Annotated in this window: 24 protein-coding genes; 10 read left to right on the top strand and 14 right to left on the bottom strand. The window is 43.5% G+C overall.

Translation table 11 applies throughout. The features are described from left to right. Nucleotides 1-182: 182 nt before the first annotated feature. On the bottom strand, nucleotides 183-491 hold the full coding sequence (gene clpS, locus PseudUWO311_RS18925; RefSeq protein ID WP_142656786.1) for an ATP-dependent Clp protease adapter ClpS: 309 nt from the start codon (nucleotides 489-491) through the stop codon (nucleotides 183-185). Between the two features lie 383 nt (nucleotides 492-874). Here clpS and PseudUWO311_RS18920 point away from each other — a divergent pair, with 383 nt between their 5' ends. The 3 genes from PseudUWO311_RS18920 to PseudUWO311_RS18910 all read left to right on the top strand — a co-directional run bounded on the left by PseudUWO311_RS18920 (nucleotide 875) and on the right by PseudUWO311_RS18910 (nucleotide 5,611). After that, nucleotides 875-1,879, top strand: a complete 1,005-nt coding sequence (locus tag PseudUWO311_RS18920) for an LdpA C-terminal domain-containing domain (protein ID WP_142656785.1) — start codon at nucleotides 875-877, stop codon at nucleotides 1,877-1,879. Nucleotides 1,880-1,901: 22 nt separating this feature from the next. Continuing rightward, nucleotides 1,902-3,644 carry a R3H domain-containing nucleic acid-binding protein gene (locus PseudUWO311_RS18915; RefSeq protein WP_142656784.1) on the top strand — a complete coding sequence of 581 codons (1,743 nt, stop codon included), beginning with the start codon at nucleotides 1,902-1,904 and terminating at the stop codon, nucleotides 3,642-3,644. Nucleotides 3,645-3,808: 164 nt separating this feature from the next. After that, entirely contained in the window at nucleotides 3,809-5,611 is a 1,803-nt protein-coding gene (locus PseudUWO311_RS18910) for an ATP-binding protein (protein ID WP_142656783.1), read from the top strand. Between the two features lie 164 nt (nucleotides 5,612-5,775). On the opposite strand, the gene PseudUWO311_RS18905 is transcribed toward PseudUWO311_RS18910, so the two are convergent. From PseudUWO311_RS18905 to PseudUWO311_RS18870, 8 genes are all read right to left on the bottom strand, one after another. After that, the gene (locus PseudUWO311_RS18905) at nucleotides 5,776-6,462 is read right to left on the bottom strand and encodes an urease accessory protein UreF (RefSeq protein WP_142656782.1); all 687 of its coding nucleotides are present in this window, start codon (nucleotides 6,460-6,462) and stop codon (nucleotides 5,776-5,778) included. Nucleotides 6,463-6,481: 19 nt separating this feature from the next. Next, nucleotides 6,482-6,994 (bottom strand): urease accessory protein UreE, encoded by a 513-nt coding sequence (locus tag PseudUWO311_RS18900; protein WP_142656781.1) that lies wholly within the window; start codon nucleotides 6,992-6,994, stop codon nucleotides 6,482-6,484. Beyond that, nucleotides 6,991-7,872, bottom strand: coding sequence for an urease accessory protein UreD (locus PseudUWO311_RS18895; RefSeq protein WP_142656780.1), 882 nt, complete (start codon nucleotides 7,870-7,872; stop codon nucleotides 6,991-6,993). Before PseudUWO311_RS18895 ends, PseudUWO311_RS18900 begins: the two co-directional genes overlap by 4 nt. 47 nt (nucleotides 7,873-7,919) lie before the next feature. After that, nucleotides 7,920-8,549, bottom strand: a complete 630-nt coding sequence (gene ureG / locus PseudUWO311_RS18890) for an urease accessory protein UreG (protein ID WP_103668215.1) — start codon at nucleotides 8,547-8,549, stop codon at nucleotides 7,920-7,922. Nucleotides 8,550-8,551: 2 nt separating this feature from the next. Beyond that, nucleotides 8,552-10,258 carry an urease subunit alpha gene (gene ureC / locus PseudUWO311_RS18885; RefSeq protein ID WP_142656779.1) on the bottom strand — a complete coding sequence of 569 codons (1,707 nt, stop codon included), beginning with the start codon at nucleotides 10,256-10,258 and terminating at the stop codon, nucleotides 8,552-8,554. After that, nucleotides 10,248-10,670, bottom strand: coding sequence for an urease subunit beta (locus PseudUWO311_RS18880; protein WP_142656778.1), 423 nt, complete (start codon nucleotides 10,668-10,670; stop codon nucleotides 10,248-10,250). The genes ureC and PseudUWO311_RS18880 overlap by 11 nt, the downstream gene beginning before the upstream one ends. A 7-nt stretch (nucleotides 10,671-10,677) precedes the next feature. Further along, the gene (locus tag PseudUWO311_RS18875) at nucleotides 10,678-10,992 is read right to left on the bottom strand and encodes an urease subunit gamma (RefSeq protein ID WP_103668218.1); all 315 of its coding nucleotides are present in this window, start codon (nucleotides 10,990-10,992) and stop codon (nucleotides 10,678-10,680) included. A gap of 369 nt (nucleotides 10,993-11,361) precedes the next feature. Next, nucleotides 11,362-11,706: a winged helix-turn-helix transcriptional regulator gene (locus tag PseudUWO311_RS18870; RefSeq protein ID WP_142656777.1), complete on the bottom strand. Its 345-nt coding sequence runs from the start codon at nucleotides 11,704-11,706 to the stop codon at nucleotides 11,362-11,364. 122 nt (nucleotides 11,707-11,828) lie between these two features. Between PseudUWO311_RS18870 and PseudUWO311_RS18865 the strand changes: the two genes are divergently transcribed. From PseudUWO311_RS18865 to PseudUWO311_RS18835, 7 genes are all read left to right on the top strand, one after another. Next, entirely contained in the window at nucleotides 11,829-12,437 is a 609-nt protein-coding gene (locus PseudUWO311_RS18865; protein ID WP_142656776.1) for a flavodoxin family protein, read from the top strand. Between the two features lie 287 nt (nucleotides 12,438-12,724). Continuing rightward, nucleotides 12,725-13,090: a cupin domain-containing protein gene (locus PseudUWO311_RS18860; RefSeq protein ID WP_142656775.1), complete on the top strand. Its 366-nt coding sequence runs from the start codon at nucleotides 12,725-12,727 to the stop codon at nucleotides 13,088-13,090. A 4-nt stretch (nucleotides 13,091-13,094) separates the two neighbouring features. Continuing rightward, entirely contained in the window at nucleotides 13,095-13,505 is a 411-nt protein-coding gene (locus tag PseudUWO311_RS18855) for a hypothetical protein (protein ID WP_142656774.1), read from the top strand. A 271-nt stretch (nucleotides 13,506-13,776) separates the two neighbouring features. After that, entirely contained in the window at nucleotides 13,777-14,679 is a 903-nt protein-coding gene (locus tag PseudUWO311_RS18850) for a Sll0314/Alr1548 family TPR repeat-containing protein (RefSeq protein WP_223807636.1), read from the top strand. Nucleotides 14,680-14,867: 188 nt separating this feature from the next. Continuing rightward, on the top strand, nucleotides 14,868-15,704 hold the full coding sequence (locus PseudUWO311_RS18845; protein WP_142656772.1) for a Cof-type HAD-IIB family hydrolase: 837 nt from the start codon (nucleotides 14,868-14,870) through the stop codon (nucleotides 15,702-15,704). A gap of 62 nt (nucleotides 15,705-15,766) precedes the next feature. Continuing rightward, a complete protein-coding gene (locus PseudUWO311_RS18840; protein WP_142656771.1) occupies nucleotides 15,767-17,263 on the top strand; it encodes a serine/threonine protein kinase in 1,497 nt (498 codons plus the stop codon). Beyond that, nucleotides 17,263-18,192, top strand: a complete 930-nt coding sequence (locus tag PseudUWO311_RS18835; protein ID WP_142656770.1) for an endonuclease/exonuclease/phosphatase family protein — start codon at nucleotides 17,263-17,265, stop codon at nucleotides 18,190-18,192. The genes PseudUWO311_RS18840 and PseudUWO311_RS18835 overlap by 1 nt, the downstream gene beginning before the upstream one ends. Before the next feature lie 125 nt (nucleotides 18,193-18,317). On the opposite strand, the gene PseudUWO311_RS18830 is transcribed toward PseudUWO311_RS18835, so the two are convergent. From PseudUWO311_RS18830 to PseudUWO311_RS18810, 5 genes are all read right to left on the bottom strand, one after another. Continuing rightward, entirely contained in the window at nucleotides 18,318-18,923 is a 606-nt protein-coding gene (locus tag PseudUWO311_RS18830) for a DedA family protein (protein WP_142656769.1), read from the bottom strand. Nucleotides 18,924-19,231: 308 nt separating this feature from the next. Continuing rightward, the gene (locus PseudUWO311_RS18825; protein ID WP_142656768.1) at nucleotides 19,232-20,074 is read right to left on the bottom strand and encodes a C39 family peptidase; all 843 of its coding nucleotides are present in this window, start codon (nucleotides 20,072-20,074) and stop codon (nucleotides 19,232-19,234) included. A gap of 178 nt (nucleotides 20,075-20,252) precedes the next feature. Then, nucleotides 20,253-20,891: an HAD family hydrolase gene (locus PseudUWO311_RS18820; protein WP_142656767.1), complete on the bottom strand. Its 639-nt coding sequence runs from the start codon at nucleotides 20,889-20,891 to the stop codon at nucleotides 20,253-20,255. Nucleotides 20,892-20,969: 78 nt separating this feature from the next. Then, nucleotides 20,970-21,491, bottom strand: coding sequence for an endonuclease V (locus tag PseudUWO311_RS18815; protein WP_142656766.1), 522 nt, complete (start codon nucleotides 21,489-21,491; stop codon nucleotides 20,970-20,972). Nucleotides 21,492-21,659: 168 nt separating this feature from the next. Beyond that, nucleotides 21,660-22,763, bottom strand: a complete 1,104-nt coding sequence (locus PseudUWO311_RS18810) for an ATP-binding protein (RefSeq protein ID WP_190303567.1) — start codon at nucleotides 22,761-22,763, stop codon at nucleotides 21,660-21,662. Nucleotides 22,764-22,766: the final 3 nt, after the last annotated feature.

The raw sequence follows: 22,766 nt of genomic DNA, 5'->3' as shown, positions 1-22,766 counted from the left end.
GATTTTGATGATCGTCTTATGTTGAATGCGGCTGGCTTATGGAACTTCTATTTGGACGCTTCTTAAAAACAGATGGAAAGAGCAAAATCCCCTCTAAACATTGCTTTTGTTTCCCAACAGGTCTATTTATGAACAATCAAAGAAATTGCGATCGCTAAGAAGATTCAGTACTAAATTCACCTTTACTCAGCTTCGAGAGGAGCCATCGTCAATCCTGCTTGCTTCAGTTGGGCATGATAAAGCTCCGCTTGCTCCATTGGCCCCACCCAGACGATCGCTAAGCCCTCAAAATGCACTTGATTGGTCAACTCCCAAGCCATCTCTTCATTCATGTTCGGGATATATTTCATCAAGCATTCAGAAACATGCTCAAAGGTATTGAAATCATCGTTTAACACAATGACCTTATATTTCGGGTAAGGCTTGCGTACTATCTCCTTCACAGTATCTTTAACTTTTTCAGGGGTTTGAACAGCAGCAAATATAGCCATAATTTCAACTCACGCTTTATATCTTGCATTATCGCAAAAAGCGATCGTAGTTGTATATTTTCAAACTTACAGTGCTCTGCTCTCAAACCCAAACCCAGAAAAAAAATTGAAAGCGTTGCAAAGCAACGCTTTCAATTTTTTTTCTGGGTTTGTTTGATCGATGATTGCTGTAAACGAGAGGGGGCATCGCTTTGAGCAGCTCCTCTCGTTTGGGTTTTAGAAACACTTGTTTTATGACAAAGAATTGATTGACGGCGCGAAGCGCCGTCAATCAATTCTTTGGTCTAGCTATAACCAGCAATGGTTTTAAAAACGCCAAATGGCTTAGTCATTTTTGTGTTTTGGGATTAACCACAGCGTGGCAACCGCGATAATATAGAAAGATGGAACTTGAAGCTCTCCGATCGCACCAGTGGTTTAAGCTCATTTGTGGTGCGAGTTACCAACATTTACCCGCAATTCGCCATCTGGCGCTGATTTATACATTGGCAGGAGCTGATTGTATTGATATGGCTCCCGATCCAGCCACGATCGCTGCCGCCAGAGAAGGAATTGCAGCAGCAATCAAGTTAGAACCAACCGCGATCGCGCCTTTAGTAATGGTCAGCTTTAACGATGGCGAAGATCCCCATTTTCGGAAAGCATTTTTTGATCCTGAGCTTTGTCCAAGTGATTGCAGCCGTCCATGCGAAAAAGTGTGCCCCACCACAGCAATAAAGTTTAGTAATGATTACAATGGGATCATGCCAAATCTTTGTTATGGGTGCGGTCGTTGCTTACCGCTATGTCCAGTGCAAATAATTCATACCCGCGAACAGGTTTATGTCCCTGAAGATATTTTTCACCAAGTTGATGATGTACTTAACCAGTCAGTTAATGCGATCGAAATTCATACACAACCCAATCGCACCAAAGAATTTGCTGCATTTTGGCAGCGATTGAGTCCGATTATCCCCAAGCTCAAGCTAGTAGCCGTCAGCTTCCCAGATTGCGAAGATCTGCACGATTACCTCATGTCTTTACTCGAAGGGATGAACCCCAAGCCGCGATCGCTGATTTGGCAAACCGATGGCAGACCGATGAGTGGCGATATCGGTGATGGCGCAACTAGGGCAGCTTTGCAGCTAGGGCAAAAAGTGCTGGATTTCCAGTTACCCCTTGGCTTTGTGCAATTGGCTGGTGGTACAAATGCGAGTACTGTCCCGAAATTGCGCCAAGCAGACATCCCAGTAGCTGGCGTTGCCTATGGCAGCTATGCTCGTAAAATCGTGATGGATTTTCTAGAAGGTTTGGGAGAAGAAATACCCGATCACCTCGAAGATCGTCCTTGTTTACTCTGGCAAGCTGTTGCGATCGCCCGTCAATTAGTTTCGCAAATCAAAACCTAACTGTAAAACCTTAAAAAGCCTAATGGACTCCATCCGCAAGCAAGTTACAGACAACCTCGATCAACTTCTAGATATTTTGCCTCCACGCATTAAGAGCAGCATTGAACTCTGCGGCGGGTTAGAACAACTTGTCGAAATTGTGATGGACTTAGGCAGGTTGCCAGAAGCGCGTTATTTTGACAGCACCAAATATTTAACCGATGACCCGATTACCAAAGAAGATTTGGCTCTTTGTGTCAAGCAAGTAGGCGAGTTTGGCGGCGATAACCGTGCAGGTATCGAACGCACACTCCACCGCATCAGTGCCATCCGCAACCGCAAAGGCGAAATCATCGGGCTAACCTGTCGGGTTGGTCGAGCTGTCTATGGCACGATCGCGATGATTCGCGACTTAGTCGAAACAGGTAAATCGATTTTGCTCTTAGGTAAACCAGGGATGGGCAAAACTACGGCTCTGCGCGAAATTGCCCGTGTGCTTGCCGATGACCTGAATAAGCGCGTCGTCATTATTGACTCATCCAACGAAATTGCTGGCGACGGTGATATTCCTCACCCTGCGATCGGACGGGCGAGGAGGATGCAGGTATCTCAGCCTGAGTTGCAACACCAAGTGATGATCGAGGCGGTGGAAAACCATATGCCTGAAGTAATCGTCATCGATGAGATTGGTACTGAACTCGAAGCATTAGCAGCAAGAACGATCGCAGAACGCGGTGTGCAACTCGTGGGAACGGCTCATGGTAATCAACTTGCCAATTTAATCAAAAATCCTACCCTCTCTGACTTGATCGGCGGCATTCAGTCTGTCACCCTTGGTGATGAAGAAATGCGGCGGCGCGGCTTGCCTCAAAAGAGCATTCTCGAACGCAAGGCACAACCCACCTTTGATATTGCAGTGGAAATGTGGGAGCGCTACCGTTGGGCAGTCCATGACGATGTAGCGGGAACCATTGATATGCTCTTACGCGATCGCGATCCAGGTCGTCAAATTCGGGCTGTCAGTGATGCAGGCGAAGTGACTACCACCGAAGAAAAGCCAAAAAATCCTGAAGTGATGCGCAATCCTGCGGTCAAAGGTTGGCGAGCCACAGGCAAGATCAAGCCCATTCCCCTCGATCCACAAGTACAAATGCGATCGGAATTAGCTGATCTGTCTAGCAAGATTAGTAATACGACCGTAGCCGAACCAAATGAGTCTGGCGACGAAGATGAAGAAGAATTCGGAGATATGTCTTCCTATGTTGCCATGCGAGAACGCTTTGGGACGCTGAATGTCTATCTCTATGGAGTCAGCCGCCATCAAACTGAGCAGGTGGTGCAATCGATCAATTTACCGATTGAAATTACCAAGGATCTTGATGAAGCAGATATAGTGCTGGCTCTGCGATCGCAGATTCGCACTAGCTCCAAAGTCCGTCAAGTTGCCGAAGCACGGCAGATTCCCATTCATGCGATCAAAACTAGCACTTTGCCACAAATTACTCGCGCTTTACGCAGGATTTTGCATATCGATGAGAGTCCTGCGGATACGATTAGCGACTTGAATATGTTCGCCTATGGTGACTCTGAGGATGAAATCGAAGCCCTCGAAGAGACAAGGCTAGCCGTTGAGCAGATCGTAATTCCCAAGAGTCAACCCGTCGAGCTATTGCCCCGTTCATCGATTATTCGTCGGATGCAGCACGAACTAGTTGAACATTATCAACTGCGATCGGAAAGCTACGGCTCCGAGCCAAATCGACGTTTACGCATTTTCCCTAATTAGAAGATTTCTAATAGAACGTATACCTATGTGTAGGGGCAGGTTTTGGAATAAAGCTATAGTGAAAACATTGACTCGTTGCTAAACCTGCCCCTACAAGTTAGCGTCAGGTTTAGCTCTAAACTATTCTAAAATAAGCTAACTAATACGCAATTGTCTTCTTGAAAATGGCTAAACGCAAGCGTTCCAATTCTCGCACAGCAACTCAGCCAACTGTCGCCAAAGAATCTCTCAAGGCTCCAAGCCATGAGCAAGATGCACTATGGCGACAAAGGCAGTGGGTGAAGTTGTTTGCTGAGGTTACGCTTAAAATTCGCCAGTCATTGCAGTTTAAGGAAATCCTCCGTGCCACCGTAACGGAAGTACAGCGTATCTTACAGGCTGATCGTGTTCTGATTTATCAAGTTTTACCTGATGGCACAGGACGCGCTATTAGCGAAGCAGTTCTGCCAGATTACCCCGCAATTCTCGATTTAGAATTTCCCGAAGAAGTATTTCCGACTGACTATCAGCAGCTTTATGCTAAAGGAAGGGTAAGGGCGATCGCAGATGTGCATGATCCAAAGGCAGGGTTGTCGGAATGCTTAATCGAGTTTATCAATCAGTTTCATATCAAAGCAAAACTGATTGTGCCGATTCTGCAAAATCTGAATTCCCATCAACAAAATGAAGGGATTGCACCCAACCAGTTATGGGGATTAGTAATTGCCCACCATTGCGATCGGCCTCACCATTGGGCTGACTTTGAACTGGAGCTAATGCAACAACTTGCCGATCAGATCAGCATTGCCTTGGCTCAGGCGCAGTTATTAGAACATTTAGAAGAAATAGTCGAGGTTCGCACTGCCGAACTGCAAGAAGTCAATCGTAGTCTTCAGCAGGAAATCAATGATCGGATGCAAGCTGAAGCCGCATTAAGACTCAGCGAAGAGCAGTTGCGCCTGATCACCAATGCTCTACCAGTGCTAATTGCCTATGTCGATGGACATCAGCGCTATCGATTTAATAACAAAGCCTATGAAGACTGGCTAGGACAATCACCAGCCGATATTTATGGCAGCAAGATCAAAACCGTTTGGGGTATCGAATGCTATGAACGCATGAAAGTTTATGTGAAGTTAGCTCTAATGGGTCAGGCAATTACCTACGAAAATGAAATCACTTTAAAAGATGGTCTTCCCTGTTCAGTCAATGTTACCTATATTCCCCATCTGGATGAAAAGCAAAAAGTCATCGGGTTCTTTGCTCTGACGAGTGACATTAGCGATCGCAAAGCGATCGAGCGCATGAAAGATGAATTTATCGCCGTGGTCAGCCATGAATTACGCACACCCTTAACATCCCTGCATAGTGCTTTAAAAATTTTGGCGACGGGACGCTTAGGAAATCTATCTAGTGATGGCAAGCAAATGCTAGAAATCGCTGATGACAATACAGAGCGCTTGGTACGTTTAGTAAATAATGTTCTTGATTTACAGCGGATTGAGTCAGGGGATGTCAGAATGGAAAAGCAGGTCTGCAATGTCGCAGCTTTAATGATCCAAGCAACGGAATCGATGCAACCAATGGCGCAACAGCATGGGGTAGTTTTAGCAGTTAAGCCAATTGACATCGAGATTTTAGTTGATTCAGATTACATTGTGCAAGCTCTCACAAATCTCCTCAGTAATGCGATCAAGTTCTCAACAACTGATGGGAAGGTTTGGCTAACCGCTGAGGGCAAAGCGAATACAGAAGTACTATTCTCAGTACGCGATCAAGGTCAGGGAATTCCATCGGATAAGTTAGAAAGCATTTTTGAAAGATTCCAGCAAGTGGATTCTTCAGATTCAAGGCGTAGGGGCGGAACGGGTCTGGGATTAACTATCTGCCGTAAGATCATCGAACAACATGAGGGCAAAATTTGGGCAGAAAGTACTCTTGGTGAAGGTAGTAATTTTTCGTTTACGTTACCGTTGTTGAGAGTATAGCTGATACCAAAACACAAAATGGCTACGCCATTTTGTGTTTTGGTATCAAAGAAGGCCGCGCGAAGTGCCGCCTTCTTTGATTTGGGTTTGCCATTCTTGTTAAGTGTGAGGCGGCGCGAAGCGCCGCCTCACACTATTTGGGTTTTGATTTGTCCTGATACAAATTATGTTGAGAACTGTTTGCTAGTCAGTCGATGGTGAGACATCTGGGCAATATCGATCGCAGGTGTACAAGACCACATGTCATCCAAAGAGAGTGACATTGATTGAGAGACAATCACGTCGATCTCTGTTGCCATCTTGCACAGAATACTCTGTGCACCCAAATGCCCCAAAATGCCTAAACGGATTGCGGCACTGACAATCCCCGTCACAAAATTGTGCAAGAATGCAAAACTTGTATCGCGTTCACTCAGATGCACTGCGCGACCAACGATCGCAAACACAATCGGATGTAAACCTGGCGTTTTGTTGACATCAACATCTTCCTGAAATACTTCCAGTTGAGGATCATTCCAAGTCGTTCGCGCTACAAGTAGTAATGCCTGTCCACTTCGCTGCTGAGCTTCACGGGTTGTCTGAATTAACATCTGAGCATACAAATATGCATCCGCTCGCCGCACTTCCTTTAGATCATTATTGGTGCTGGCACGATGCGCATGGATGAGGGCAATTAAATCTGAACTACCCACTTTGTTATGTAACAACAAATGGAGAAATGTTTCTATATCCTGAGGATTATGAATCTGATTAGTTTGCACCATTGCTTCCAAGCCGTGGGAAAGTGTGAAGGAACCCGATGGAAAAAAAGAATCAGACAATTGCATCAGAGCAAGACGGGAATCAATCATAGCAATCGATTAGTGATAATTAGTGATGAGAATGGGAAGAAAATTGAATCTGATTAACGGAAGAGCGAACTTCGTAGTCAATACATAGGTTGGGAATATTGACGTTTCTTACGGTGGTTTCCATGACGGCGCGATCAGCTACCATTTCTACATAAATGCGATCGCCCTGTACTAAAATCGGCCAGTGATGATTTCCAAGTACATGCCCCAGATAGATTAAGTCAATCGCATGTTTTGATACATCACCACTAACACTCAGAGTCATCACAGTTTGCTCAGTGAGATTGACTAACAGTAATTCTCCAGATTGCATCGCGAACAAATCGCCTGTTCCGAGCGACTGCTCTCGGCTTTTGATGATGCCTAGCTCAATGCCTGTTGTCGAAAAAGCATGAATACGACCTTTGCCACTATCTTCTGGTTGCAAATAGACCTCTAGCAAGGTTCCTGCTTGTTGAGCTTGCAATACTTGCTGCTGTAAAGATAGATCGGTTTCTTGATTACCTAAATAGGTTTCGGTTAGGACTGTCATTTGTGGATCTCAGGTAAAGGTGGTTGAGCATTTTGATACCGCATTCTGGTCAATGCATAGTTGATATAAGCTTTAAGGCTCGGTACATTGGACGACATTGCCCGCACCAATAAGCCGTTACAGTTAGGCAAGGTCGAACAGGCGGCAGTTACCTCTGGATAGGTTTGGACAAACCTTTCTAAATCCCATTCCAAAGATTGTAAATCGCCTTCTGGCGCAACTAAAATTATGCTGGCAAGAATTGGTTGAGATGTAAAAATTGGGTTGTTAGTCAGAGGTTCAGATTTCCCCAGCAACCGCATCGCATCGGTAAAGACCAATTCTCCGTCAGTGGTACAGACTTTTAAGCGACTGAAATACTGACTAAAATGAAAGCATTCTCCCCTTGCTAACCGTCCAGGAATCATAATTTCGCTCAGAAACAGGTTTCCTGTTGGGGCGATCGCTATTTGGATAGTCTGCTCCAGATTTGCCTCGCGATAGAGAATCAGTGGTTCAGGGACAAACTCCAAACTTGCCCCTGCGCCAATCTCAAAGTCATAACGGATACGGGCAACCTGACCCAATGGCATTAGATGAACTTTAGAGGCTGACTGATCGGTGAGATATAGACTGGTGCGATCGCGTAATTTCGCCCCGATCTGAAAGCGATCGCCTGCCAACAGCCCAGGGGAGGAATTCATAATGTATAGATAAGCGCGATGGGCATCGGTGGGGTCGAGCCTTAACGGGCGGGACAGCCGAAAAGGATAGGTTGCATACTGACGATACACAAATGATCGACCAAATTGATCGAGTCCAATCTCTAAAGTGAGTTGTTGCAGGGAAACTGGAAGGTCTAGCTTAGTTATAGGTGGAGCGATGAGTTCAGCTAACATATCTATCGTTTGCTCATATTCTTAAATTGTGTTCTCAATCGACTTGATCAAGCTAGTTCTCGAACGGACTGAAATAGTAATTTGTCAAAGATAAACTGCATCACCCGATCTAATCCTTCACCTGTTTTACAGTTGGTATAGGCGATCGGTTTACCTTTTCGACGTTCCGTAGCATCGCGATCGATGATGTTCAAGTCAGCTCCCACATAAGGCGCAATATCAATTTTGTTAATTACCACTAAGTCTGCTTGCATAAATCCTGGCCCATTTTTGCGGGGAATATCATCGCCTGCGCCCACATCCAGCACAAAAATATAGGCATCAATTAAGTCATAGCTAAATGTCGAGGCCAAATTGTCGCCACCGCTTTCGACAAACACCAGATCAAGTTCAGGGAAAGCTCTCTCTAGATTACGGATTGCCAACAAATTCATCGTCGGATCTTCGCGAATCGCTGTGTGCGGACAACTACCAGTTTCCACACCTACAATTCGATTAGCAGGTAAGACTCCTTGACGCTTGAGGCGATCGGCATCTTCTTGCGTCAACAAATCATTTGTGACCACAGCGACTTCAATCCCTTGCTGCATTAGTAAAGGTAATAACCTTTCCAGTAGAGCCGTTTTGCCACTGCCGACTGGCCCACCTACCCCCAAACGCGCCACTGATTTTTTCATGTTTACCTAAAGATATACAGCCGACCGAGAGGAACACGCGAAACAGGTTCACAGGTGGCAATTTCACCATTCACCCGTACCTGAAAAGTGTCGGGATCGACTTCGATTTCAGGACAAGCATTGTTATGCAACATATCTGCTTTGCTGAGGGATCTCGTATTTTTGACTGGCAAAAGTTGTTTGCGAAGTTTTAGCTTGTCGGCTAAGCCACAATCAAGAGCTGTCTGAGTCACAAAGCAAAAAGAAGTAGACTGCTTGGCACTGCCATAGCTGCCCCATTGCGGACGATACAGGATTGGTTCGCAAGTCATGAGCGAAGCATTTGATTCACCCATGGGCGACCAAGCGATAAAGCCTCCCTTAATAACTAGCTCTGGTTTAATCCCAAAATAGCCAGGCTGCCACAGGACAATATCCGCGATTTTACCTGCCTCAATCGAACCTACATGGGAATCAATTCCACAGGTTTTGGCAGGATTAATTGTGTACTTTGCGATGTATCTCAAAATCCTTTGATTATCATGGCGATCGCTATCTTCAGGAAGTGCGCCCCGTTGGTCTTTCATCTTGGAAGCCAATTGCCAAGTGCGACAGATGACTTCGCCAATCCTGCCCATACCTTGACTATCAGAGCCCATCATGCTGATTGCCCCCATATCATGCAAAATATCTTCCGCCGCAATAGTTTCAGCACGAATACGAGATTCCGCAAAGGCAACATCTTCAGGAACTTTTGGATTGAGGTGATGGCAGACCATAACCATATCTAAATGTTCATCAAAAGTGTTAACTGTATAGGGATTGGTGGGATTTGTAGAAGAAGGCAGACAGTGAGAATAGGAAGCAACCTTAATGATGTCTGGGGCATGTCCACCGCCAGCACCTTCCGTATGGTACATGTGGATCGTCCGACCACGAATCGCTGCTAGCGTATCTTCCACATAGCCCGACTCATTGAGCGTATCAGTATGAATTTGGACTTGAAAGTCGTGCAGATCGGCAACAGAAAGACAGGTGTCAATCAGAGCAGGCATTGCGCCCCAATCTTCATGAATTTTCAGCCCGATTGCACCTCCTTCTATTTGCTCGACGAGACTTGCTGGGAGACTCGAACTTCCTTTACCCAAAAAACCAAAATTAATCGCAAACCCCTCGGAGGCTTGCAGCATTAATCCCATATTATAGGCTCCGCCCGAACAGATGCCCACGGTGACTGGCCCCAACCCACCCCCAATCATCGTCGTTAATCCGCTAGAAAGCGCCTCGGCACAGAGTCCTGCACTATCAAAATGAACGTGACAATCAATTCCACCTGGGGTAGCAATTAAACCTTCAGCAGATCGAACATCTGTATTGGCACTAATAATTAGGTTAGGCTGCACTCCATCCATTACTCCAGGGTTGCCCGCTTTACCAATGCCCACAATCCTGCCATCCTTGATGCCAATGTCTGTCTTGACAATGCCCTGCACGGGATCAATCAGCACAACATTGGTAATCACCAGATCCAAGGCTCCCTCTGCCGCAGTGACCCCAGAAGCTAAGCCCAAACCGTCTCTCAGGGTTTTCCCTCCGCCAAATACGCACTCATCACCATAGACAGTGGTATCTCTCTGGACTTCCGCAATTAAAGAGGTATCTCCTAACCGAATGCGATCGCCTGTGGTGGGACCAAATAGCTCAGCATAACGCTCTCGACTAATTTCCATGACTTTCCTCTTCTATTGTGCTATAGCCCAATCTTTGCACCCGCTCCATCGCCATTTCTTTGGCGTTGGGAGCATCTAACGCCTGATTTACCAAGCTATTTAGTCCTTGGATATGTCTTGTGCCACCGATCGCTACTAACGAAACAGTTTTGGTGTCTCCTGGCTCAAACCTAATCGCCGTACCAGCAGGAATGTCCAACCGAAATCCATAAGCTTGAGCGCGATCAAATTGCAAAGCCCGATTTACTTCTAAGAAGTGGTAATGGGAGCCAATTTGGATCGGGCGATCGCCTAAGTTCGCTACTGTCAGAGTTTTAGTCTCTCGACCAGCATTCAGTTGCAATGAGCCAGATTCGCAGAGCACTTCACCAGGAAAAGAATTTTGAGAGTTTGAAGTTGGAATGTTTGTCATATCAGTTTCAGGTTCCAGGGCTACGAATTGGATTGTGAATACTGATCAGCTTAGTACCGTCGGCAAAATGAGCTTCAACCTGAATCAACGGAATTAGCTCTGTTACGCCAGGTAAAACATCTTCGGTCGTCAATAAAGTCGCACCTTCGGACATCAGCTGCGCCACGGATTTATCTTCGCGTGCGCCTTCGATCATGGCATCAATAATGTAGGCGATCGCTTCAGGTACATTCAGCTTGAGACCTTTTTCTTTGCGACGACGGGCGATTTCGGCTGCTGTAAAAACAGTCAGCCGTTCAACCTCTCTGGGAGTTAAGTACATATCAACTCTTTAAACGGTCTAATGGCTCCTGCATTATGTTGTTTCTTTTCTAGTTAATGAGTAGTAAAAGCTACAATAATTTTTTGAATTCTTTTCCTAAGCTCATCGCGGAAATCACGATCCGTAAATACTAAACTCTCTTTATCCATTTGCAGTGAATTATCTCCAGATTAAATTTTCCCTCCGTTACGAGGATTGAGAAGATTATTCCCTAAACCCAAATAAGTAAAGGCGGCACTTCGTGCCGCCTTTACTTATTTGGGTTTAGATTTGTCCTAGCTATAGAAATGCAAGAGATAGCTAGGACAAATTAAAACCTCAAAAGATGAGTGTTGGTGCAAAGCGCTGACATTCTCTTTTAGGTTTTGGTTAAATAGCTATCTCTTGCTCCTGTCCATACCAACGCTGTGCTAAATCATCTAACTGATCCAAGATAGTCATAAGTTCCTTCGCCCTTTCTGTTAATCCATAGGTTACTTGAGGCGGAACCGTTGGCTCGTAGTGGCGATATAAAATTCCTTCCTGCTCCAACATACGAAGGCGTTCAGTGAGCATCTTTGTGGAAATACCTTCTATTTTACGTTTCAAAGCTCCAAACCTTGTTGGTCCCGAATTTGATAGAACCCACAAAATATACATAGTCCAAGGTCCCGACAATAAGTTCGTTAAAGCACTCACGGGACAAGAATTAAGTTCTTTAGATCGCTGCACCATTACTAGTTACCTGAAAGTTCCTATTAGTTACGAAAAAGTACCTACTTTACTTTCGTAGGTAGTTACTTTTAGTATCTAATCATAACCCACATAAACAACTCAAACAACTCACAGAGGTTGCTATGACAAAGATCGCCATTGTTTATTTTTCTGGTTCTGGTCACACCCACTTAACCGCCGAAGCGATCGCCTTAGGAGTTCGCAAAGATGGCGATCATGTTGACTTGCTTCGCATTACAGGCGAGCAAATTACCAACGGTCGTTGGCAAAATGACGATATCATGGCAAAGCTTAATCAAGCCGACGCGATCATCTTTGGCTCTCCAACCTATATGGGCGGAGTGGCTGCTCAATTCAAAGCATTTTTGGACGCAGCAAGTTCTGCTTGGTTTACCCAACAATGGAAAGATAAAATTGCTGCGGGATTCACCCACTCTAGTTCCCTAAGTGGCGACAAACAAGGCACTCTAATTTACTTGTCTATCTATGCAGCGCAGCATGGCATGGTATGGATAGGCGCAGGAGAACAGCCAAGCTCTTATCAGGGAAAAACGGATGGAGTTAATCGATTGGGTTCCTTCCTTGGCGTTATGGGGCAAACTACCATGAATATGTCTGGAGGAGATCCAGTTCTAGACTCAGGCGATCGCTTAACCGCAGAATATTTTGGACAACGTATTGCTCAAGCTACAAAGCGTTGGAATCTAGAAAAAGTAGCGATCGCTGCTTAAGAAACCATTTACTCACTTCCCATCCAAGAATTAGAGGTGAGGCGCTTCGCGCCTCACCTCTAATTCTTGGGTTGCCCCTACGATAAAATAATACTTTCACAACATTTTTGTGTAAGTCCAAATTATTGACTGATGTTACGTAGAACCATCACTCCGTCAGGCGATCGTGTATACAGTAGGGGCGGGTTTAGATGATAATTCTAGGCTAAAGCAAGGTCTATATGCAAAACCCGCCCCTACTTTAGAAACTTCCACTTAACATCAGTTATTTATTGAGAGAGTAATACATGTCAAAATCTATTGCTACTTATTGGAATCCATTGCACCTAGACAATAGTCATAAATGGAAGCCAATTCTTGGTCTGGAAGGGATGGCTGAAGAATTGACCTTGAGCTTAGATCCAGACACAGGCGAGTACACACGCTTAACTCGATTTCATCCTAATGCAGATACAACTGCTTTTGGTGGCAAAAGTCATCCCTATCCTGAAGAAGTCTTCATCGTCAGTGGTCGCCTTTACGATCGCGCCTTTGATATGTGGTTAGAAAGTGGTCATTATGCCAGTAGACCACCTCACGAAATTCACGGGCCATTTAAGACTGATATTGGATGCGTCGTGCTAGAAATATCTTTTCCTAATCGGGTGAACTAAAAAAATGAGAAATCAAGTTTGGTATGTGGCGACGTTGATCGGAATTATGTGTTTGATTCGGTTTGGATTGAGTGCGATCGGTTATGTCGAGCCACATTGGCTGATGCAACAACTCGGCGCTCCCATAGAGGCAAATCTACAAATGCCATATATCATTCGTGTGTGGGCAATTAGAGATATGGTCTTAGCTATTTTGGTGGTCTTTTCTAATCAGGCTACGATCAAGGTACTTTTATTTGCTTGCATTGCTATTGATTTGACTGATATTTGGTCAGCCCACTTGAGTGGTTTGGAGGGGCTGTTCAGCGCAACAGATACATGGTCATTAAAACTGACCGCGATCGCTGCCTTGATTCCTGAATCAGCTGCCTTGGCGTTAATCATGCAAAGATCTGGTCAAATACAGGAAAAATAAGTTTATGCAGCTACAAATGAGATACGGCACTATGTGCCGTATCTCATTTGTAGCTGTATCATCTAGCCTATTAGGTGAAGGTAAGAAACTTTTTGTAAATTACAATCGTCTCTCAATGCATTAACGTACTATGTTGCAGACAACCTATAAACACCAGACCAAATTTAGATTAAGTATTTAGATTTAGTCTGAGTTAAATTTGTCAGAATCTCTAAAGATACGATCTAAACTTTGCTAACCACATCATAGCCTGATATTTTCGGGGAATTTTATGAGCCGTCCTTTGAAACTTGTTTTTGAATCTGTATCTGTCTCCTTGATGGCAGCATTAATCACAGTCGCCACAGTGAGCCCTAGCTTCGCTGCCGATCCTTTCCGTTCCTCAAATGCTAGGGCGATCGGTAATGAAACTCAGAAAGCCTTTGAATTAATGTTCAAAGATGGAAATTATACGGCAGCAGTAAAGCAGTTAGATTTAGCTGTTAGAACCGAAGCTAGCGATCCACTCCTATTTGCTTTACGTGCTTCTACTGCCTATGCCAAAGAAGACTACTTGGTCATGCAGGATGCTGGTAAGCGAGTTCGATCTAACGCCCAAGCTTTGAAGGGTATAGATAACCTTAGATCCTATATGTATATCGCCGTAAGCGATTTGATTGAGGCGGGATATATTGTTAAAACTGAAGGCTTGTCTAGCGCTCCAAAAGCATTGCCACTGGTGCAAAGCGTTTTTGACAATATCCAAAAAGCGAAGGATATTGACCCTAATGATCCTGAACTAAATTTGGTTAAGGGCTATATTGATATGTTAATTGCATCGGTATTGCCTCTATCGGATCTTGAAACTGCATTGGAAAGCCTAAGGCAATATGCAGCGCCCGATTATCTAAAATGGCGTGGTATTGCTCTTGCCTATCGTGATGCGCGTAAACCTGATCTTGCATTAGATGCCGTGAATAAGGCTCTTGTCTCTGCTCCAAATAATCCAGAGCTACATTACCTGAAGGGGCAGGTGTTATGGATGCAAGGCGGCAATAATATCCCAACTGCCAAGAAGCACTTTGAAATGGCTTTGAGTAAGTCCAAGCAAATGAACCCCAGTTTACTAGCAGAAATCCGTCAGCAATGCCGTAACATTTCGGGCGGTGCAACCTGCCCTGAACAGACCAATTAAAGAATAGGCAGCGCATTGCGATGCCTATTCTTTCAAAAGATTAGAGGTGGCGCATCGCGTTACCTCTAATCAAAAATGGCGACAGCTATAAACAATACAAGTCATAAAGCCAAGCAAGGTATTATAAATAAAGTAGGGTCAATTCATGAATTGACCCTACTTTTTTATACAAATCAAAAATAAAACTCATGGCGCAAGACATTAAACTGATCGTGGTAGATATCGATGGCACGATTAGCGGAGATGCCAATCAGGTCAATGATGCAGTTAAGCAAGCGGTGAAAGCAGCTCAAGCAAAGGGTGTCAAAGTCGCGATCGCAACGGGTAGAATGTATCGCTCGGCTGTCCGATTTCACGAATTGATTGCCTCTGATATGCCATTGATTTCCTATCAAGGCGCATTCATTAAAGATCCCAAAACCGATGAATTAGTTGGACATTGGCCAGTTGAACTTAAACAAGCGCTTTCTTTGCTGGACGATTTGGGAGAATTTGCGACTAATGACAAACTATCGATTCATATCTATGTAAATGATGAACTCTATGTTCGCAAGATGACAGCGCAAACCCAAGCCTATGCCGAACGTTCTAAAGTTGGGGTCAAGGTAGTTGGTGACTTGCGTGAATTCCTGACTAGTGAAAGTACAGACCATCCGCCGACCAAGATTTTGGCTTTGAGTGATACCGCTGAATTAGTGACGGAAATGTTGCGAGTACTTAAAGATCGCTATACACCGCAACAACTTTATCTCACCAAATCTGTAGCAACATTCTTTGAAGCAACCAATCCGATCGCAAATAAAGGAACTGCCGTAAAGCATTTAGCTGAGAATATTTTGGGATTTGACCGATCGCAGGTTTTAGCGATCGGTGACAATTTCAATGATTTAGAGATGATCGAATATGCAGGTATCGGCGTGGTGATGGGAAATGCTCCCGAAGGATTGAAACCTCTTGGAGATTGGGTTGCCCCAACTGTTGAGAATGATGGAGCGGCTGTAGCGATCGAAAAATTTGTGCTATAAATCCTAAATATAAAAAGAGTGCTTTAGCACTCTTTTTATATTTAAATCCCAATGATATAGCTATGCTAGAACCTCAAGCAATTGTTAATCAACGCTATCAATTAGAACGTCAACTGGGACAGAATGCAGGACGTGAAACTTGGCTAGCAAAGGATTTGCAGATAGAAAATGAATTGGTTGTGGTCAAGTTATTGGCTTTTGGTGGTAATGTCCAATGGGAAGACCTCAAATTATTTGAGCGGGAAGCAACTGTACTCAAGGCGCTAGATCATCCGCGTATTCCTAAATATCGCGATTATTTTTCAATTGACGATCGCACTCTATGGTTCGGCTTGGTGCAGGAATATATTCAGGGGGATTCTTTGCGTGAATATATTGCTAAAGGACATAAATTTACTGAATCACAGATTAAGAAAATTGCGATCGCAATTTTAGAGATTCTGATCTATCTCCATGAACTCAGTCCCCAAGTTCTCCATCGCGATATTAAACCGAGCAATTTGATCTTGTCTGAAAGTGAAGGAGACACTCCAACTATTTATCTGGTGGATTTTGGTGCTGTGCAAGATCGGGCAAGTGCTGAAGGTAAATCATTTACAGTTGTGGGAACCTATGGCTATGCACCAATGGAACAATATGGTGGTAGAGCAGTTGCCGCGTCCGATCTCTATTCCTTGGGTGCGACGTTAATTTATTTGCTAACAGGTATATCACCTGCGGATTTACCACAGGATGATGACGCGAGGATAGTTTTTAGCGATCGCACTAGCGCTAGTCTTCATCTCTTAAAATGGATTCAAAAATTAGTAGAGCCGACTGTCAAAAAGCGCTATGCTTCGGCAAGACTAGCTTTGCAAGCTATACGTGAATCCGTTCAAACTCCTCTCCCTCTGACTGCTCCACCTGCTCCATTAGTATCAATGAAGCAATCTAGTCCTGTTGAATCCAGTCGATTTTCCAGCTCTACTCGTATTTATTTCCCTCCAGAGAATTGCAGTTTTCAGGTGTCAGCTTCTTCAACTAATCTCAAAATTATAATTCCTTCGAGAATTTTGACAGTGATCTGGACTTGGGTAGTAGTGGGATTGATTGCTGCTTTTGCATCTCCATTTTTGCTTAAGATTTGGAATTATGCTATGCAGCTAAATGATTTGAGATTCTATGCTGCTGGCGCTTTGATATTAATTTTAGGCGTTGGTTTATTGCTCAGCTTTACCTTCCGCTTTTTTGAAACTGTAACCCTAGAAATTACAGAACAAGAAACTTGGTTTATAAAGTCCATATTTGGCAAAACTTCTTGGCAAATTAAAGTTCCTACCAGTGCATTTTCAGGAGTGGAACCGAAGTGGCGAATGATCGAGAAACGAAATAGTGGAATTTTAGATAATCTAATTTGGTTAGCTAGCGACCATAATGAAGATAATTCTAGAAAAGCAAATGTATTTTTGTGGCTAAGTGGAAAGAAATACACTTTAGCTAATGATGATATTAGATCAACGGAAGTTAATTGGTTGATTGAAGTTATTGAGGAGTTCTTACATGATATTAGGAGAAAATAATGTCGCGATCGCTTTTTAAACGCTTGAAATATTTGCCTGTCTTTTGGCTTTTTGTAATTGCGATCGCAGGTTGCTCAAATCCCTTCACGACTGCAAATGCACCTGATCAAATACGACTGGGAACTTTCAATCTGGAAAATTTTGATGGACTAAATACTGAAAAATTAGAAGCCGTCAGCCAGATTATTGAACGCAATTTTGATGTGATCGGTTTGCAGGAAGTCAGCCCAATTGCGGCTGATAAGCTGAAAGAAAAGCTGAATAAATCCAAACCATGGGAATTTATTTTGGGAGAGACAGGCGGTAAACAGAGGATCGCAATGTTTTATCGTAAAGATGCGATCTCTGCTCAAAAAGTAACCGAATGGCGACAGGTGAATATAACGGGGACTTTGCGATCGCCGCTTGTGACCTATCTCAAGGTAGGCTCAAACTTTGACTTCACCTTAGTCGTTGTGCATCAAAAGGGTGGTGGCGGTAAGGATGCCGATCGCTTACGCCAAAATCAAAGCGATATTCTGCGCAAAGAAGTCGATAACTATCAAAAAAATACTCAATCTGATCCCGATCTGATTCTTGTAGGTGATTTCAACAGTCCGACATGGGCTGACCAAAATCGTGGTTTGCGTGATGCACCACTGACTTTTTTGACGAAAGCGATCGAAACTGATGCAAAAGAGAACTGCTTAAAAAAACGCGGTCAGCCGAAAACGACCGATGGTCGTCCTAGATATTCCAATCGCGGCATTGGTTGCGTCATTGATCATATCGCCATTTCTAAAGCTCCCAAGGGAGCGGAAGAAGAATATATTCCTCAGTCAATACAAATTCTCGATCCGCAAAAAGATCTTGGATTTGATAGCGATCGCACCTATTTTTCCAAAGTCTCCGATCACTTACCTGTACGAGCAATCTTTCGTACAAAATAAGTAGCTAAGAAGACAACTTAAAACCCGAAAAGATAAATCGCCCGCGCAGCGGGCGATTTATCTTTTCGGGTTTTAGTTTTTATTACGCTTAGTTCAATAGAAGTGTCGCTTTGCTATATTTCTATTTATTTTTTGCGTTCTGGCAGTAAATGTAAAAGGGAAGGGACAACTGAAATAACGACGATCGCTAAGGTAATTGGAAGCAAATATTTGTCAACATCGGGAATACTCTTGCCAAGTAAAAACCCTAATGTACATAAACCAAATGTCCAGACCAATCCACCGAGTAGATTGAACTTAAAGAAGGTGGCATAGTCCATCTTGCCGATGCCTGCCACGATTGGGGCAAAGGTGCGCACTACAGGCATAAAACGCGCTAGGACAATTGTTTTTTTGCCATGCTTGTCATAAAACTTTTGGGCTTTGACAATATGATTCTTATGAAAAAATAGAGAATCTTCTTTAGAGAATAATTTATGCCCAAAGCGCTTACCTGTAGCATAACCAACGTTATCGCCAACTACTGCACAGATAAAACATCCAACTATCAGCGCAAATATATTGAGGAAACCTTGCGAAGCCAAAAAACCTGCGGCAAATAGAAGTGAATCTCCTGGCAAAAAGAACCCGACAAATAGACCTGATTCGGCAAAGATAATTGACCAAATTGCCAGATGCCCGCCCCAAAAACCTAGTGATTCAACTAATTGCTTCGGTTCTAAAATACTCACGATGCCTTAATACCTCAATTAAATCTTGTTGTAATATCGCGCCCTGTAAGAGCGTGTTTGAGCAGTCAATACGCGCAAAATTTTCAGTTAAAATCAATGTTCTCGCCTCCTAAATCCCCCAATGCTGGGGGACTTGAATCTGGTTCCCCCCAGCATTGGGGGGGCTAGGGGGGCAGAAGCAAAACTTCTCAAACATCCTATAAAGCAAGGCAAAATATTACAGCAGTTTACGAAAAGAAGCAGAATAAATTTAAAAAAAATTTATCGATTTGGGTTTGAGCGCAAAGCGCTGTAATTTTTTGATGAGTTTATAGTCCCGAAGGTAAACCTGTGGGTTTGCCCTTAATGCTGGTGACAATTCTGCCCCAGCCAGACTCACCGCCGCTATCCCAAAAAATTTGCTGCATCACATCGTAGCTATAGGGATCGTAAGCACCGCCAACACCAACATCATAACTATCACTTGCGCCATGACGAGTACCGTAAGGATCATGAACAAGCCATACTTTCTGGGTAGGATCATGCCCGACGATAATACAAATGTGACCGCTCCCTTTATAAGCAAATCCTACCACCACAGGGATATTCGCTTTAAGCGATAATAAAATATCTTTGGCGGAGAGCGAGTAGCTAAAGTAAGACTCAATACCAAGTTCTTTTAAAGCCCATGTTTGAGCATCATGATCAATCGTATCTCCATACTTGCCCACTAGTCGCATATAGACTGACTCTGGTTCTGGAAATCCCTGCGCTTTCGCCATGGTTGTCAAGGCTCCAGATAGCAGATAGTCAGCTAACATGGTGTTGCTAGTCGTATTACACTGCCGCCAACCAGGACCAAAGATGGCTTGGTCGTTATCTAATTGTGAGCAATATTTGACTGGTAACTTGATCAGCTGATTGAGATCTTGTCCTTCTATTTTGATATGTGGCTCGTAAGCATAGACCTTTTGGAGTTGGGCTTTGCCGTCCTTAGCGGTAAAGGGAGATGCAAGCGTCAGTAAAAGATGTTGGTTACGATCAGGGCAATATTCGGTTACAAAAAAAGCTTGATCTTTTTTGACAAAAATCTTCTCAGAATCGGCTAAATCCGTTGAGCCAAGCAGCTTTTTTTTAAGAAAAGTATCTGCTTGAGCGATCGCTTTGGGCATAGGACAACCTCGGAATGAATGCGATAACGCTATAAATCATCGCATATCATCTATAAAATATAGCGAAATATAGCTTTTGCCGTTAAACCCAAAAAGTTAATAGCGGCGCTTCGCGCCGCTATTAACTTTTTGGGTTTAACGGCAATTGTGCCTATGGCACAACAAAGCCCCAATAGTATTACAAATATTTGGTAATCTCCATAGGATAGTTAGCAATCAAATCTACTCCATGAATTCGGAGCTCCTCCTCTGTGCCATAACCATAGGTAACACCGATCGCTAATAGCTGATTTTTTTTAGCACCGATCGCATCATGGGAGCGATCGCCTACCATCACTGTTGTGTCAGGACTCAAATTTTCAGCCAGGAGAATATGACGAATTAGCTCTCCTTTGTCGCTGCGAGTGCCGTCTAATTCACTGCCATAAATGCCATCAAACAGAGCAGTTATCTCAAAATGCTCAAGAATCCGCTTAGCAAACACATGGGGTTTGGATGTGGCAATGTAGGTCTGATAGCCTGCGGCGCGAATGAGTTTTAGAGTCTCAGGAATTTGTGGATACAGAACATTCTCAAATAGACCAACTGTGGCAAAGCGTTCGCGATAAAGGGTAATGGCGCGATCGATCATTATTTGATCGGTAGTTTGGAGTAATTTGGCAAAACTGACTGTCAATGGTGGACCAATGCACCAAAGGAGTTGATCGGTTTCTGGTGCATCGTAGTCAAGTTGGTTGAGCGCATATTGAATACAAGTTGTAATCCCAATTTTGGGATCGGTTAAAGTTCCATCAAGATCGAATAATACTGTATCCATATGTTGTCATTTTATCTATAAGTACCTGTGCAGAGACAAATCCAAGCCTGTAAGGTTGCGCCCCGCATGGGCGCAACCTTACAGGCTTGGATTTGGGATTAATAGAGAATCTCGGCAAAGTCTATCTACAGCTTTTAGCATTGTCGGTAATCGATGATTACCATGCATTTTTTTAATCAAATCTCTTGCTTCAGATTCCTCAATACCGATCGCAGTTACATATAGTGGACGATGACTATCACTTCTAAATACCTCAGCTTCTGTCGGTATATCTTTGAAGCGACTTTTGGCTACGCCAATTACAGCAGCTTGGGCATTCAGTGCATTGTATAGGTGATAACCTAGTCCAGCTTTTTGATAGCGATCGAGATAGACATAACCATCAATCACAATGATCTTGGGGAGTTGGGGGAGTTTTTCTAAAAGCAGCAAAATAATTGGCATCTCGCGTTTATAAAACTCGCCTGGTTGATACTCCGCAACTTGATCGGTTTGAGTGATAAATGTGCTGTCAGGTGTATGGGCTTCCCAATCATGAAAGACAATTCCTGCTGCTACCGCCTTCCCACTTCGATAATCAACATCAACCGCAAATATCATTTAGCATTACCTTCATTGGCTTTAAAACTTTATAGCGCGTCCTGACTGATTAAAGATATACAGCAATTTTCGATCAAATGAACCACAAGAAATTTTTTAAAACTGTTGCTTTGCAACAGTTTTAAAAAATTTCTTGGTTCTGGTTTGAGTACAAAGCCCTGTAAGGGATCACGCTTGACCACAAGGTAAATAAACTGTAAAGCAACTTCCCACACCCAATTCACTAGTTGCTTCTATTCTGCCCCCGTGCAATTCAATAACTCGTTTGACAGAAGCTAGCCCCAGCCCCATCCCACTATATTTACGGTTGAGACTAGTATCAGCTTGATTGAAGGGTTGAAATAATTGATGAAGATTTTCTGGAGAAATACCAATACCTGTATCAGTAATGGCAATCCGAATAAAAGACTTTTGCTCAATTTGCTGTTCATGGATTACTTCCAAAGTAACATGTCCATTGTCTGGGGTAAATTTTATCGCGTTTTCAAGTAAATCAACTAGAACCTTAAAAATACGTCGTTCATCTAACAGCAGTAAGGGAAGATCATCTTGAATTTTGGTTTCAAGATAAATCTGCTTGTTGACAGCATTCTTTTGAATATGTTCTACAATAACATGACAGGTTGAAGAGATAGACATCAGTCCAAGCTGTAAATTAAACTGCCCAGATTCTAGCATTGATAAATCGATGATGTTGTTAATCAGTCTTAATAAATGATTGCCGCTACTATTAATAACTTGCAAAGCCTCTACTTGCTCGACATTAACGGAGCCAAGCATCTCTTCTTTTAAACATTCTGAGAAGCCTAAAATTGCATTGAGAGGGTTGCGAAGTTCATCTCTAATAATTGAGAGGAATTTGCTTTTGATCTGTGACTCTTGATTTTTATCTTGTTTGGAGCTATGCGTTGTTAAGGAGATCTTGACAGTCGTTAGGAGTTGCTCACTACGAAATGGCTTAACCACATATCCCATCGGATTAGTAGTCAGTTGAGCCCGTTTTAAGGTTTCTGTATCTGAGAAAGCTGACAGATAAACGATGGGGATATCACAGAAAGATTGAACGAACTTGGCAACATCAATACCATCTATTTCTCCTTTGATCCGAATATCTAGCAAGACTAAATCGGGAGAAAATTCTAAGATTTTTTTGATTGCAGTTTCCCCATCGGAAGCGATCGCGCAAACAATATATCCTTCATCCCTTAGTACTTGGGCAATATCTTGCGCGACAAGTCTTTCATCTTCAACTATTACTACTTGGATACTCACTAT

Origin of the sequence: Pseudanabaena sp. UWO311, from assembly GCF_006937785.1 — a bacterium.
Lineage (GTDB): Bacteria > Cyanobacteriota > Cyanobacteriia > Pseudanabaenales > Pseudanabaenaceae > Pseudanabaena.
Note: the sequence above shows the minus strand (reverse complement) of the source record. Positions and strands in the feature narration are given on the sequence as shown.